This is a genomic window from Polaribacter sp. (genome assembly GCF_024639685.1).
In the GTDB taxonomy this organism is placed as follows: Bacteria; Bacteroidota; Bacteroidia; order Flavobacteriales; family Flavobacteriaceae; genus Polaribacter.
The window spans coordinates 27,342-43,263 of record NZ_JAHEHX010000003.1 but is presented as its reverse complement, the minus strand read 5'-3'; the positions used below and the strand labels follow the sequence as shown (position 1 = coordinate 43,263).

Below are 15,922 nucleotides of genomic sequence, written 5' to 3'. Positions count from 1 at the left end.
TTTAAATTATTTTAACGTTGACGGACAAACAGTTGCTGTCCTTTCAATTTCTGTCTTTTTAATGGATCCATAACCACCAGCAACATCTATAACATTATGAAAACCTCTTGCTTTAAGAATTGAAGCCGCAATTACAGACCTATAGCCTCCTGCACAATGAATATAAAATTTACCTTGTTTTGGGAATTCAGCAATATGTTTGTTTAGAAAGTCTAAAGGGGTACTTTCTGCAATTTTTATATGCTCATTAGCATATTCACCTGGTTTTCTTACATCAAAAACTGGTTCATTATTTGAAATCTTGTCTACCAAAGTTTCTGCTGAAATGGACACTAAAGTATCCATTTCTTTACCTGCTTTTTGCCAAGCATCGAAGCTTCCCTCTAAATAGCCAAGTACATTATCAAATCCAACTCTAGAGAGTCTTGTAATTACTTCTTCTTCTCTACCTTCAGAAGAAACCAATAAAATTGGCTGCTTAATGTCTTTGATTAAAGCACCTACCCAAGGGGCAAATCCTCCATCTATTCCAATAAAAATAGATTGTGGTATGTACCCTTTGATAAATTCCGTTTGATGGCGTACATCTAGAATAACTGCATCGGTTTCATTTGCCATAAACTCAAACTCTTTTACAGATAAAGGCTTAGTAGCTGTTTCTAAAACATCTGTAATATCTTTGTAGCCTTCTTTGTTTAATTTTACATTTAAAGGAAAATATGCTGGCGGGGGCAATAAACCATCTGTAACTTCTTTAATAAATTCTGCTTTGGTCATGTCTTCCCTTAATGCATAATTGGTCTTTTTTTGGTTGCCAATAGTACCTACAGTTTCTTTACTTAAGTTTTTACCACAAGCAGAACCAGCTCCGTGCGCTGGATATACAATTACATCGTCTGGTAAAGTCATTACTTTAGTTCTTAAACTTTCATATAAATACCCTGCTAAATCAGCTTCTGTTACATTCCCTTTTTGTGCCAAATCTGGCCTACCTACATCACCTAAGAAAAGCGTATCTCCACTAAAAATTGCATGATCTTTACCTTCTTTATCTTTTAGTAAATAACACGTACTTTCCATTGTATGCCCTGGAGTGTGTAGAGCTGTAATTGTAATATCACCCAATTGAAAAACCTGATTATCTTCTGCAATTACTGCATCAAAAGTAGTTTTTGCTGTGGGTCCATAAATTATTTTTGCACTTGTTTTTTCAGCCAAGGTAACATGACCACTAACAAAGTCTGCATGAAAATGAGTCTCAAAAATATACTTTATGTTCGCGTTATCTTCTGCTGCCTTGTCTATATATTGTTGTACTTCACGTAGAGGATCAATTATGGCAACCTCTCCATTACTTTCTATGTAATAAGCACCCTGTGCGAGGCATCCTGTGTAAATTTGTTCTATTTTCAAAATAATTTAATTTTAAGTATAATAAATGATACGCAAAACCTCTTTTATTGATAAGATTGGTGGATGTATTTTGCGTATTTTTCTTGGTGTTTTCTATCTCCCGTTTTATAAAACTTAACGGCTTGGTTAGCTCTCATAAAAAATTGATTGATATCTATAATTTCTAAAAGTCCACTTTTAAATAAATCGTCTCTTACAGGTCCTTTTACTCCTGCAAAGTAAAAGATTATTCCTTTCTTTTTATAATAGCGTACTCGTTCTTTTAACATCTCTACTCCAGTACTATCTACTCTATTAATACTTTCTGCATCTAAGACAATTAATTTTAATGCCGTTCCTTTTTGTAGTGTCATTTCCTCTAAATTATCTCTAAAATAATTCGCATTTGCATAAAACAATTGGGCATCAAATCTAAACACTAAAATATCTTCTTCTAATACTACTTCTTCAAAACGGTTTTTATTTCTATAAAAATTAGAATTAGGCACTTTTCCTAACTCTGTAACGTAAGGTTTAGATGTTCTGTATATGAGTACAATTAAAGAGAGTCCAACACCTACTGCTATTCCATATTCAATACCCAAAAACAAAGTAGCTAAAAATGTAGAAAGCATTAACCAAAAATCTAATTTATTTACCCTCCACAAATAAAAGGCTTCTTTTAAATTAATGAGATTAAATACTGCAACTATAATAATAGCAGCCAATACTGTCTTTGGTAAATAATAGAATAATGGCGTTAAAAACAATAAGGTAATTACAACCATTACTACAGAGATTAACGATGCCATTCCTGTTTTTGCCCCACTTTCTGCATTTATTGCAGATCTAGAAAAACTAGATGTAGTTGGATATGCTTTAAAAAAAGATCCAAAAATATTGCTTAATCCCAATGCAATTAATTCTTGATTGGGTCTAATTCTATATTCATCTTGTTTAGCTTCTAATGATTTGCCAATAGAAATTGTTTCTAAAAAACCAACCATAACCAATGTTAAAGCAATTGGTAATAACTCTTTTATTTGGTCTATCTCTAATTCTGGTAAACTAAAAAAAGGCAATCCTGAAGGAATTTCTTTTACGATAGCTAGATTATTAAAATATGTTCCAAAAAATTTCAAAATTAAAATTCCTAGTATTACCACTATCAGAGCACTTGGAATTTTTTTACTGATTTTTCTACATATAATAATTAATAAAACAGATAACAAACCAATAATTGTAGTATGTGGATTATACAATGAAAATTGTTCCCAAATGTCTATGACGATATATTGAATTTGATCACTCTGAAAAAAATCAACTCCAAATAGGTTTCTAAATTGATTTAACCCTATGATTAAAGCTACTGCAGAAGTAAACCCAGTAATAACAGGCTTCGATAAAAAATTTACGATAAAACCTAAACTAAAAATACCAAGTAAAAATTGAAGTGTACCTACCATTAAAGCAAGCAGAATTGCAATAGCAATATAACTTTCTGAACCAGCTAGAGCCAACGTAGAAACACCTGTTGCAACAATTAAAGAATCCATTGCAACTGGACCTATAGAAACTTGCCTAGAAGAACCAAAAATAGCATAAAGTATTTGTGGAACTAAAGCACAGTACAAACCATAAATTGGAGGTAAGCCAGCAATTAATGCATAAGCAATACCTTGGGGTATTAATACGATACCAACAGTAATTCCCGAAGCTAAATCTCCTTTAAAATAGGAAGCTTTATAGTCGGGTAACCACTCTAATATTGGTATTACTTTTTTTATGTTCATGTAATCATCACTGTTTGCCGTTTACTTGTAGTCAAATGCTGAAAAACAAACTACAAAAGCCTATTTTAAAAAAGTTCTCCTTGATTTTTTCCTTTAGTTCTTCCTAAATGTTTGTACGCTAATTCTGTTACCTCTCTTCCTCTTGGGGTTCTCATTATGAAACCTTGCTGAATTAAAAAAGGTTCATATACTTCTTCTATGGTTTCAGTATTTTCTGAAACTGCTGTAGCAATTGTACTAATACCTACTGGGCCTCCTTTAAACTTGTCTATAATTGTGGCTAGAATTTTATTATCCATCTCATCTAAACCATGGGCATCTACATTTAATGCTTTTAAAGCATATTTTGCAATTTGTATGCTAATCTTTCCATCTCCTTTAATTTGAGCAAAATCTCTAACTCTTCTCAATAAAGCGTTTGCTATTCTCGGTGTTCCTCTACTTCTTCCTGCAATTTCTACGGCAGCTTCCATTGAAATAGGAACATGAAGTATGGAAGCACTTCTTTGAATGATTGTGGTTAAAAGTTCTGTAGAATAATAATGCAAACGACTACTAATTCCAAAGCGTGCTCTCATAGGTGCTGTAAGTAATCCAGAACGTGTTGTAGCACCTATTAAAGTAAATGGTTCTAAGTTGATTTGAACTGTTCTCGCATTAGGACCAGATTCGATCATAATATCAATTTTATAATCTTCCATTGCAGAATATAAATATTCTTCGACAATTGGACTTAACCTATGTATCTCATCAATGAATAAAACATCTCTCTCATCTAGATTTGTAAGTAAACCTGCAAGATCTCCAGGCTTATCTAAAACAGGCCCAGAAGTTACTTTTATACCTACCTCTAACTCATTTGCTAAAATGTGTGCTAATGTCGTTTTCCCTAATCCTGGAGGCCCATGAAAAAGAGCATGATCTAGAGCTTCTCCTCTTTGATTAGCAGCTTCTACAAAAATTTTTAAATTTTCTAAAGCTTGGTCTTGCCCTGTAAAGTCTTCAAAAGAAAGCGGACGTAATTTTTTTTCTACATCTAATTCTTCATTAGAATAGTTTGTGTTTTCAGGGTTCAAGTTTTCGTTCATATTAACAAAGATAATGGAAATTAAAAAACCTATTTGTAAGTTTTGTAACAAAGCAAAAAAGCCTTTCCAAAATTGGAAAGGCTTTTTTAAATAATAATTTATCTTATGATGGCTCTTCGCCTTCTAATAATGGTGTTGTTTGTAAAACATAATCTTGACCATGTAAGTAATCACTATCATCATCGTTTGGATCTACACGCTTACTATAGTCATAAGCCCATCTGTGCACTTCAGGTAATTTACCTGGCCAGTTTCCATGAATATGTTCTACGGGCGTTGTCCACTCTAAAGTATTAGACTTCCAAGGATTTTGTATTGCTTTTTCACCTCTATAAATAGAAATAAAATAATTAGCTAAGAAAATAATCTGTGCAGCTCCACCTACCAAAGCAAAAATAGTAATCACAACATTTACATCTGCTAAATCGTTAAACATAGGGAATGCTGTGTTTGAGTAATATCTTCTTGGTAAACCAGCTAATCCAATAAAATGCATTGGCCAGAATACTCCATAAGAACAAATAATTGTTATCCAGAAATGCCAATATCCCATTTTTTTATTCATCATTCTACCATACATTTTTGGGAACCAATGGTAAATACCAGCATACATACCAAATATCGCAGAAACACCCATCACTAAGTGAAAGTGTGCAACCACAAAGTAAGTATCGTGAATGTTAATATCTAAAGCAGAGTCTCCTAAAACTAAACCTGTTAAACCTCCTGTTACGAAAGTAGAAACTAAACCAATAGAAAATAACATGGCAGGATTAAGTTGCAAATTACCTTTCCAAAGAGTCGTTACATAATTGAATGCTTTAACAGCTGATGGAATTGCAATTAATAAAGTTGTAAATGTAAAAACAGATCCTAAGAAAGGATTCATTCCTGAAATAAACATGTGGTGACCCCATACAATAGTAGATAAAAATGCAATTGCCATAATAGACATTACCATTGCTCTATATCCAAATATTGGTTTTCTTGCGTTTGTAGAAATTACTTCAGAAGTAATACCTAAGGCTGGTAATAAAACAATATATACCTCTGGATGTCCTAAAAACCAGAATAAATGTTCAAACAATACAGGAGAACCTCCTTGATAATGTAACACTTCTCCTGAAATAAAAATATCTGACAAATAGAAAGAGGTTCCAAAACTTCTATCAAATACTAATAATAATGCTGCAGATAATAATACTGGGAAAGAAACTACACCAATAATTGCTGTAATAAAGAAAGCCCAAATAGTAAGAGGCAATCTTGTCATTTTCATTCCTTTTGTTCTTAGGTTAAGGACAGTAACTATATAATTTAATGCTCCAATTAAAGACGATGCAATAAAAATTGACATAGATACTAACCAAAGTGTCATTCCTGCACCAGAACCTGGAATTGCTTGCGGTAAAGCACTTAGTGGCGGATAAACTGTCCAGCCTGCAGATGCAGGCCCTGCTTCTACAAAAAGAGATATTACCATAATAACACTAGATAAAAAGAACAACCAGTAAGATACCATGTTCAAAAATCCTGAAGCCATATCTCTAGCACCAATTTGTAACGGAATTAGTAAATTAGAAAATGTACCACTTAAACCTGCAGTCAAGACAAAGAATACCATGATAGTACCATGAATAGTAACTAGTGCTAAATAGATATCTGGACTCATTATTCCGTCTGTTTGATGCCTTCCTAAGAATGCCTCAACTATAGAAAAAGAAGTATCTGGCCACGCTAACTGTAGACGAAACAACATCGACATTAACACTGCAATAATTCCCATAAACATTCCAGTAATTAGGAATTGCTTTGAAATCATTTTATGATCGTGACTAAAAATATATTTTGTTACAAATGTTTCTTTATGATGGTGATCTGACATAATAATATAATTTGTAGTGTCTTTTTTATTAATTATTGTATAACTGTTGCTAATGTTGGCTGTTCTGAAATCCAAGTATCATACTCTTCTTCCTCTACAACCGTAATTTTCATTTGCATACTGTAGTGAGAAGTTCCACAAATTTTATTACATAGAAGTAAGTAATCAAATTCATAAAGATCTTCACCTTTAGCTGCTCTAATTTTATTAATTCCCTTTGTTTTTTCTCTTACCTCAGATTGCATTCTCATTTCCTCAGTAGTGTACTTTGGCGTAAAAGCAAATTCTGTAACCATACCAGGAACACAATTCATCTGTGCTCTAAAGTGTGGCATGTATGCGGAATGTAACACATCTTGAGAACGGAATTTAAAATGTACTTTTTTACCCTTTGGTAAATACAATTCAGTTACCTGTTGGTCGTCTTGTGAATTAACATCCGACATATCTACACCCATAGTATTTATACCTTTGATATAGTTTACATTACCTGTACCTAAAGTATTATCTTCACCAGCATAACGTGCATGCCATCCCCATTGATAAGCGTAAACTTCAATAACGACTGCTTCATCATCATCAATGTCCATAACATTATTCCACTGCCATAAACCATACCCAATTAAAACAACCAAAACTACTGCAGGTATAATAGTCCAAATCATTTCTAACTTATGACTGTCTGCATAAAATTTTGCTTTGTTATTTTTATTTCCTCTGTACTTAAATGTAAAATAGAAAATTAAAAACTGCATAATAAATTGTACAATACCTATTAACCAAAAAGTAGTATTGAATAATCTATCATCGTGCTCCCCTTCAATAGAAGCAGATTCTGGCAACATAATCACATTTAAGGAGATTAAACAATAAATCATTATAGCATATAAAAAAACCATAAAATAAATTGCGTATTTACCTTGCTTCGCATTGTCTTCATCGTTGGCAATCACACCTCTAAAATCTAAGATTCTAGTGATCTGCCAAATACTTACAGCCATTGCAACACCTATAAAAATATAAAATAGAGCTAGCATATATATCTTTTCTTAATTATTTAATTCTTAATTTATTAATGATGATCTCCTGAACCTTCTCCTCTGTGTTCTATATTGTAATAATGAAAATGTTCACTTTCTTCTAAGAAAGGATTTCCTTTTGGAATTGGATTTACCTTGGCAAACGCACTAAATACAGTGTAAATAAATATTCCTAAGAAGAATAAAATCGCACTAAATTCAGCAATACCAAATGACCAGAAAGGACCAACTGTTGCTGGCATAATCATTACAAATATGTCTATGTAATGCCCTCCTAAAATTACAATACCTCCTATAACAACAAACCATGGAATACTCTTGTAATCACTATTCAATAATAACAAAACAGGGAATACAAAATTCATTACAACCATCGCTATGAATGGTAATTTGTACTCATTAAATCTTGCTACAAAGTATGTTGTCTCTTCAGGAATATCTGCATACCAAATTAGCATAAATTGTGCAAACCATAAATAAGTCCAGAATACAGAGAAACCAAACATGAATTTGGCTAAATCATGAATATGACTGTCATTTATACCAGGTATTGCATTTTTTGAACGTAAATAAATAGTAACGAAAGCAACAACTGTTAAAGAACTTACAAGCAAACTAGCCAATACGTACCAACCAAATAATGTAGAGAACCAGTGAGGGTCTAAGCCCATAATCCAGTCCCAAGACATCATAGATTCTGAAATCATAAATAAGAACAAAAAGATAACAGATGCATTATAGTTTTTCTTATATGTCTTTTGATTATCGTTCGCAGTATCTTCTGCAATTGAATTTTTCCTAATAAACCATCTATATGCATTCCAAATTACTAAGTATACAATACTTCTGATTGTCCATCCTGGTACATTCATCCACCATGATTTTCCATCTACTATTGCATCGTAATTAGGACTTGAAGGATCAAAAACACCTTCTGCCATCCAAGGAAACATATGATTTACATGCAATACTGAAGCAGCTAAAATAACTAGTACCATAATTATTGAAGTTGGAACTAAATTTGCTGTAATTGCCTCCATTACTCTAAATAAAACGATAGACCAACCTGATTGAGCTACTCGCTGAGCTGCATAAAATGCTAACACTAAAAGAGAAATTCCTAAGAAAAAAAATAAAGAAACATATAAAGCAGACCAAGGCTTATTTTGCAATTGATGAAATGCATGTTCTGCATGAGCATCATGTTCGTTGTGAGCTTCATGATTGCTTACGTCTTTAGCACCTTCATGATGCGTGTTCTCTGCTCCATGATGTGAATCAGCTTCTACTGAGGCGTCATGGTGTGAATCACTGTCTGAAATAGCTGTATGTGCAGCATCAGCGTGATTATTTCCATGATCATCACCGTGAGATGACTGATTTGCAATAATTTCTTTAGCGTCCTCTATTGAACCTGGAGCTGTATAGAAGCTATATCCAATACCTATTAAACCAACAACTGTTAGAATAATAGAGAGCGATTTTAATTTACCTGAGAATTGATACATATCTTTCGTAATCTATCTTTTTGTAATTATTTTAATAAATCAGCACGTAATTGTTCTACGTAATGAATTATTTGCCAACGTTCGTTATATGTTAATTGTCCTGAGTGAGATCCCATTAAATTCTTACCATGATAAATAACGTGATAAATAGAACCTGCAGTAATATCTCTGTCTTTATAACTTGGTATCCCTTCAAACTTTTCTGCTTGTGCTAAATAACCATTTCCATCTCCCTTTTTACCATGACATGAAATACAGTAAATTGAATACAATTCTTTACCTTTTTCTAAGTTAGCTTCAGAAGCTTCAATTGGATTTTTAAGTTCAGATTTCGCTTTTTCGTATCCTTGAGGAGTGTCAGGAATATCATAAGCAGGATGACCGCCTCTTGGAATAGTACCAGCAACAGGCTTACTATTTACTGGTTTTCCATTTAAACCATTTGCATCATCAGTGTCATAAGGTATAGATACATACATATCTGGCATATACTCTAACTGAGGTTTTCTTCTGTCATTACAAGATACTATACTTGCAAAAACAACTAAAGCAATAAATAATTTTAAACTCTTCATTCTTCTTTTATTAGTGCTTATCTACTATATTAATTTCAACAGCTCCTGTTTTTGACAATAATGAAGTTAATGCTTCTTCATTATTGTGAATTGGAATTTCCATTAAAAAATGGTCATCTGTAGTTCTAGGATCTGGATTATCTGCTTTTTTAAATGGCCAAATTCTACTTCTCATGTAAAACGTAATAACCATTAAATGTGCAGCAAAAAATACTGTTAATTCAAACATAATTGGCACAAATGCTGGCATGTTTTCTATCCAAGAAAAACTTGGTTTCCCTCCAATATCTTGCGGCCAATCTTCAATCATCATATAATTTGTCATCCAAATTGCAAATGACAAACCTGTAATTCCGTAAAAGAAAGCAGTAATTGCCAACTTTGTTGGAGCTAATCCCATTGCTTTGTCTAAACCATGTACTGGAAATGGACAAAATACTTCTTCTATATGATAGTGTTCAGATTTTACTGCTTTTACAGCATCTAACAACACTTCATCATCATTGTAAAATGCGTGAATAACTTTTGATGATTCCATAATTATTCTTCTTTGTTTTTATCAGAGTTAGCTTCCTTAGATACTGATTTAGCAACAACTATTGCTGGTTTTGAAGGAATACCCTGTGCTCTTCTTTTTTTGTAAAATTCTCCAGAAGATTTTAATATTGTTTTTACTTCAGCTTGTGCAATTACTGGGAATGTTCTTGCGTATAATAAAAACAACACAAAGAAAAATCCAATAGTTCCAATAAAAATACCTACATCTACAAAAGTTGGTTCGAATCTCCACCAAGTTGAAGGTAAATGACCTTTACTTAATACAATTGCAATAATATCAAAACGCTCAAACCACATACCTATATTGATGGCAATAGAGATAATAAATGACCAAATAAAACTTCTTCTTATCTTTTTAAACCAAAGTAATTGAGGAATAAAAATGTTAAAAATTAACAGTGACCAAAAAGCCCACCAATAAGGACCTGTTGCAGCTCCTACAGATAAGTATGTATAATTTTCGTAAGGTGAACCAGTATACCAAGCTATAAAAAATTCGGTTGCATATGCTACTGCAACAATACCTCCTGTTAAAATAATTACAATGTTCATGTACTCTACATGTAAACGTGTAATATATTCCTCCATATTTGTAACCTTACGCATGATTCCTAATAAGGTCTGTACCATTGCAAATCCTGAAAAAATTGCTCCAGCTACGAAATAAGGTGGAAAAATTGTTGAATGCCAACCTGGATTAATTGAAGTAGCAAAGTCCATAGATACGATAGTATGTACAGAAAGTACTAAAGGAGTAGCTAAACCAGCTAATACTAAAGATACTTCTTCAAAACGTTGCCAATCTTTAGCTCTACCTGACCAACCGAAACTTAATAAAGCATAAATTTTCTTTTGAAAAGGCTTTACAGCTCTATCACGAATCATTGCAAAATCTGGTAATAAACCTGTCCACCAGAAAACCAATGAAACTGAAAGGTACGTTGAAATTGCGAATACATCCCATAACAATGGTGAGTTAAAGTTTACCCACAACGAACCAAATTGGTTAGGTAATGGTAAAACCCAATAAGCATTCCATGGTCTACCCATGTGGATAATTGGAAACAAACCTGCCTGAAAAACAGCAAAAATTGTCATTGCTTCTGCAGAACGGTTTATAGCCATTCTCCATTTTTGACGGAATAATAAAAGTACTGCAGAAATAAGTGTTCCTGCGTGGCCAATACCTACCCACCATACAAAATTGGTGATATCCCAAGCCCATCCAATGTTCTTGTTTAATCCCCAAACTCCAATACCAGTTCCTACTGTGTAGAAGATACATCCAAATCCCCATAGCATCGCTGCTAAAGAAATGTAAAATGCCATGTACCAATTCTTATTTGCTTTACCTTCTATAGGCTTTGCAATATCTTCGGTAATATCGTGATAACTCTTATCACCTAATACTAAAGGTTCCCTTATGGGTGCTTCGTAATGAGACATATGCTATATCTTAAATTTAATTACGCTTCGTTAGTGTTTTTTATTTTTACTTGATAGATTACATTCGGCTTTGTTTGTAAATAATCTAAGACATTATAAGCTCTTTTATCTTTTGTAAGAGTAGTTACTTTGTCCTCTTTATTATTTACATCACCAAATACTAATGACCCTGTTGTACACGCAGATGAACAAGCTGTTTCAAACTCATCTGTATTAACAGGTCTACCTTCTTTTTTAGCTTCTAGAATTGTTGCTTGTGTCATTTGAATACACATAGAACACTTCTCCATAACTCCTCTACCACGTACAACAACATCTGGATTCAATACCATTTTACCATATTGATTGTTCATGTTAAAGTCGAATTGGTTATTATTTGCATATTCAAACCAGTTAAATCTACGAACTCTATATGGACAGTTGTTTGCACAATATCTTGTACCTACACATCTGTTATATGTCATTTGATTTTGACCTTGTCGTCCATGGGTTGTTGCTGCAACTGGACAAACTGTTTCACAAGGTGCATGATTACAGTGTTGACACATCATAGGTTGAAAAGTCACTTCAGGATTTTCAGCTTCAGTTTCTAGAGCTTCATACGTTTCCCCTCTACTTAAACCTAATTCCTTAGCATCTTCTCTCGTTTCTACTGTAGATGAATAGTACCTATCAATACGCAACCAATGCATATCTCTACCAACTCTTACTTCTCTTTTACCAACAACAGGAACGTTATTTTCTGCATGACATGCTACAACACATGCTCCACAACCTGTACAAGAGGTTAAATCTATAGACAAATTAAAGTGATGCCCTAATTCTCTATTGTGCTCATCCCATAAATCTATGGTATTAGCCTCTACCTCTTGATGATCATAAGACACATAAGCAGGCTTATTCCATCCATGATGATGATCTTTAGGATCTACAGTCTTATATTCTTTTAGAGAAGCTACTTTTAAAATGTCATGACGACCAGCAATGGTTTTTTGAACCTGGGTACAAGCAAACTCGTGATAACCCTCTACTTTTTCTATAGTAACTCCATATTGAATATTATTACTATCTGCATAAAAAGAGTATGCATTAACACCTACTTGCATTTCTTCTTTTAATCCAAAAGTTTTTCCAAAACCTAATGCTAAACCTACAGAACCTTTTGCTTGTCCTGGTTGAATCATTACAGGAACTACAGCTTCTTTTCCGTTTACAGAAATTTTAGCATAATCACCATTAATAGCACCATTGTCTTTTACAGGATTAGAAAAACCTAATTCTTTTGCATCAGCAATAGACATCGTTAGGTAATTGTCCCAAGAAGTTCTTGTAATTGGATCAGGGAATTCTTGTAACCAAGGATTGTTTGCTTGCTTACCGTCTCCTAAACTAGTTTTTGTATATAAATTAAGTTCGAATCCACTTGCTTTTTGTGTAACATTGTACAAATTAGCAGCAACAGCTGATAAAGAAACTGAATTATTAAATATATTTTTATCTGAAATAGTTCTTACAAAATACCCATTATGCAAAGCTGTATTCCATGAACCACCGTCTAAAACATTATTTGTAGCAAAAGCTTTTAAATAATCATAATAACTTGTTGAATTTCCAGACCATTTTAATAAAGTATCCTGCAATTGACGGGTATTAAATAATGGCTGAATGGTTGGTTGCATTAAACCATAAGTAATACTATCAAATTGTGTGTCTCCCCAAGATTCTAAGAAATGTGGAGTAGGCAACACAAACATAGAAGCGTTTACAGTAGCACTATTCTCAGATGATAATGCAACTGATAATTCAACTTTCTCTATCCCTTCAATAAAGTCAGCAGACTTAGATGAAGAGTATATAGGATCTACATTGTGCGTTAATAAACCTGCAATATTACCAGACTTCATATCAGAAATCAACTTTGCAACCTCAGCATCATTTCCTTGACGAATTTGTAATGTGTTTAGAACATCAAATACATTACTTTGTAAAGCCTCATTTATAGCAAATGCAATTAATTGTGCATTTTTATCGTTTAATCCTGTCATTACAACAGAACTAGAACCGTTTTCTCTCAACTCTTTTGCCAATTTCTTCACCTCAGCATCTGCAGGTGTAGATTTAGAAGCAACATTACTTCCTGTTATAGCGTTATAAAGGTTTAACAAAGCAAAAACTTGATCTGAAGGTTTTAAAACAACCCTCTTATCAGCATTAGCACCAGTTAATGACATGTTGCTTTCAAACTGAACATGGTAAGACATTTCGCCAGTCTCTGGCTTTCTTCCATTTACATAGCTTTTCTCAAAACCACCATGAAAATCACTTAAAAAATCTGCTCCAAAAGAAACAATTGTTTTGGCTTTTTCTAAATGATAATTTGGCAACTCTCTTTTACCATACATCGCCAACATAGCATCTGCAGCTCCAGACTCTGAAACAGCGTCATAAACGACATGTTTTGTGTTTGGAAATACATTCAAAAACTCTGATATAATTTGTTCTGTTGAAGGGCTAGCCATTGAACCTGTTAATAAAACAACTGGTTTATTTTGACTCTTAAATCCTTCTAACTGTAGGGCAATATCCTTATCAGCTGAAGACCATGTAATTGGTTCACCTGACTTAGTTGGTTCTTTTAATCTTAATTTTTCATCGTATAACGATAAAATAGAAGCTTGTACTCTAGCTGAAGTTGTTCCATTCGCCTCTTTATTTGGCATAATTTGAATTGGACGACCTTCTCTTGTTTTTACTAAAACATTTGCAAAATCGTAACCATCTGCCATTGAGGTTGCATACCAATCTGCAACTCCCGCAATTATATCATTAGGTTTTACTACGTAAGGAATAGACTTTCTAACCGGTCCTTCACAAGCAGCTAAAGAAGCTGCGGCTGTAGTGAAACCAACGTACTTTAAAAAATCTCTACGTGAAGTAGAACTATTTTCTAATGTTTCTTTATCACCTAAAAATTGATCTGTAGTTATTTCTCCTACAGACTCATTTTTACTTAACGTTTCAACAATAGAACTATCTTTTAGCTCTTCAACACTTTTCCAGTATTTTTTGTTTGAAGCCATTTACTTTTAGTTATTAGTTTTAGTTTTTATTTTAAATAATTGATAAAACAAAAACTATCTTTCTTTTATTAATAGTGGCACTTACCACATTCTAAACCACCTAATTGTGCAATAGTAACTTTATCTACATTGTACTTTTCAGCTAATTCTTTGTGAATATTGTCATAGTACTCAGTACCTTTTAAATCTACTTTTGTTTCCCTATGACAATTGATACACCAACCCATGGTTAATGGAGAGTATTGACGCATCTCATCATAAGTCTCTACAGGACCATGACATTTCTGACACTCTATACCGCCAACTGTAACGTGTTGTGAATGATTGAAATAAGCAAAATCAGGTAAATTATGAATCCTAATCCATTTAATCGGTTTTCTATTACCAGTATACTCTAATTCTTCTGGATCCCATCCTGCTGCATCATATACTTTAGCAATTTCCTTATCTAATTGCGCTTTACCATAAGTAACACCATCCCATTCTACCACGGTTCCTTCAGCAACCTCAGCAATATTTTCATGACAATTCATACACACGTTTACAGAAGGAATTCCTGAATGTTTACTATGCTTTGCCGACGAATGACAATACTGACATTCGATTTTGTTTTCTCCAGAATGTATTTTATGAGAAAAAGCAATAGGCTGTAAAGGCATATACCCTTCGTTTACACCAACTTTATATAGCGTTCCGAATACAATGTATGCACTCATCAATAAAACAAAAATAGTGGTTACAACATGTAAAAAGGTATTCCCTTTTATACCCAACCACAATTCGTGTAAATCTCTTTTTAAATTTGACTTGTTTTCAGACTTTTTACCTTTTAACTCATTTACCTGCTTCAGCAAGCTAGCAATCATTAAAAAAGCAACAACAATAGCACCAGCCAATAAATAAATAATCCACTTAGGAGAACCACCAGAACCATCTCCAACAGCAACACCTGTTGCAGCTGCACCTGCAGCAACTTGCTTTACAGGATCCCCAACAGTAGTATAATAAAGGATATCATTGATTTGACCATCACTCAATTGAGGGAAAGCACTCATTGGAGAACCATTATACTCCTCGTAGATTGCAATAGCATCTCTATCACCAGAAGCTCTTAACTCTACATTATTTCTAATCCAAGCTAACAACCACTCGTTTTCTCTTCTACCCTCTACACCTCCTAAAGCAGGACCTACTAATTTTCTGTCTAACTTATGACAAGATGCACAAAGTGACTTAAATAGCTTTCTTCCTTCGGCCTGACGAGCAGCGTCAACCTCTTGAGAATAAGAAGATAAACTGATTGAAAAAAGCAGAATAATTGCGAAACTTTTGACTAGTTTTTTAGCAATTTTACTGTGTAACACTACACTTTTCATATTTACAAATTATTTTAATATCTGTATAAATAGCTCAAAAAAAACAGTTTTTGAACAGTCACACAAAAGTACTACATATTGCTAAATTTAAAAAAAGGAAAAGAATGTAAAACATTAATTTATAATAATTCTAAATAATGATTTTTAAATTCAAAAATAGAAAAGATGTCAGTACTTTTGT

At 33.2% G+C, this 15,922-nt stretch carries 11 protein-coding genes; all 11 read right to left on the bottom strand.

From position 1 onward, the window contains the following. Positions 1 to 6 precede the first annotated feature (6 nt). Positions 7 to 1,413 carry a rhodanese-like domain-containing protein gene (locus Q0L44_RS02400; RefSeq protein ID WP_296634793.1) on the bottom strand — a complete coding sequence of 469 codons (1,407 nt, stop codon included), beginning with the start codon at positions 1,411 to 1,413 and terminating at the stop codon, positions 7 to 9. Between the two features lie 44 nt (positions 1,414 to 1,457). After that, the gene (locus Q0L44_RS02395) at positions 1,458 to 3,185 is read right to left on the bottom strand and encodes a solute carrier family 26 protein (protein ID WP_296634791.1); all 1,728 of its coding nucleotides are present in this window, start codon (positions 3,183 to 3,185) and stop codon (positions 1,458 to 1,460) included. 65 nt (positions 3,186 to 3,250) lie between these two features. Then, entirely contained in the window at positions 3,251 to 4,273 is a 1,023-nt protein-coding gene (gene ruvB, locus Q0L44_RS02390) for a Holliday junction branch migration DNA helicase RuvB (RefSeq protein ID WP_296634789.1), read from the bottom strand. A 103-nt stretch (positions 4,274 to 4,376) separates the two neighbouring features. Next, a complete protein-coding gene (locus Q0L44_RS02385) occupies positions 4,377 to 6,158 on the bottom strand; it encodes a cbb3-type cytochrome c oxidase subunit I (protein WP_296634786.1) in 1,782 nt (593 codons plus the stop codon). Positions 6,159 to 6,190: 32 nt separating this feature from the next. Then, entirely contained in the window at positions 6,191 to 7,195 is a 1,005-nt protein-coding gene (locus tag Q0L44_RS02380; RefSeq protein ID WP_296634783.1) for a cytochrome c oxidase subunit II, read from the bottom strand. A 35-nt stretch (positions 7,196 to 7,230) separates the two neighbouring features. Then, positions 7,231 to 8,706 carry a quinol:cytochrome C oxidoreductase gene (locus Q0L44_RS02375; protein ID WP_296634781.1) on the bottom strand — a complete coding sequence of 492 codons (1,476 nt, stop codon included), beginning with the start codon at positions 8,704 to 8,706 and terminating at the stop codon, positions 7,231 to 7,233. A gap of 26 nt (positions 8,707 to 8,732) precedes the next feature. Next, a complete protein-coding gene (locus Q0L44_RS02370) occupies positions 8,733 to 9,281 on the bottom strand; it encodes a cytochrome c (protein WP_296634778.1) in 549 nt (182 codons plus the stop codon). A 10-nt stretch (positions 9,282 to 9,291) separates the two neighbouring features. Further along, positions 9,292 to 9,819: a DUF3341 domain-containing protein gene (locus Q0L44_RS02365; RefSeq protein WP_296634776.1), complete on the bottom strand. Its 528-nt coding sequence runs from the start codon at positions 9,817 to 9,819 to the stop codon at positions 9,292 to 9,294. Between the two features lie 2 nt (positions 9,820 to 9,821). Beyond that, positions 9,822 to 11,285: an NrfD/PsrC family molybdoenzyme membrane anchor subunit gene (gene nrfD / locus Q0L44_RS02360; RefSeq protein WP_296634773.1), complete on the bottom strand. Its 1,464-nt coding sequence runs from the start codon at positions 11,283 to 11,285 to the stop codon at positions 9,822 to 9,824. A gap of 20 nt (positions 11,286 to 11,305) precedes the next feature. Continuing rightward, on the bottom strand, positions 11,306 to 14,365 hold the full coding sequence (locus Q0L44_RS02355) for a TAT-variant-translocated molybdopterin oxidoreductase (RefSeq protein WP_296634771.1): 3,060 nt from the start codon (positions 14,363 to 14,365) through the stop codon (positions 11,306 to 11,308). A 68-nt stretch (positions 14,366 to 14,433) separates the two neighbouring features. Then, positions 14,434 to 15,741 (bottom strand): cytochrome c3 family protein, encoded by a 1,308-nt coding sequence (locus Q0L44_RS02350; RefSeq protein WP_296634769.1) that lies wholly within the window; start codon positions 15,739 to 15,741, stop codon positions 14,434 to 14,436. Between the last annotated feature and the right edge of the window lie 181 nt (positions 15,742 to 15,922).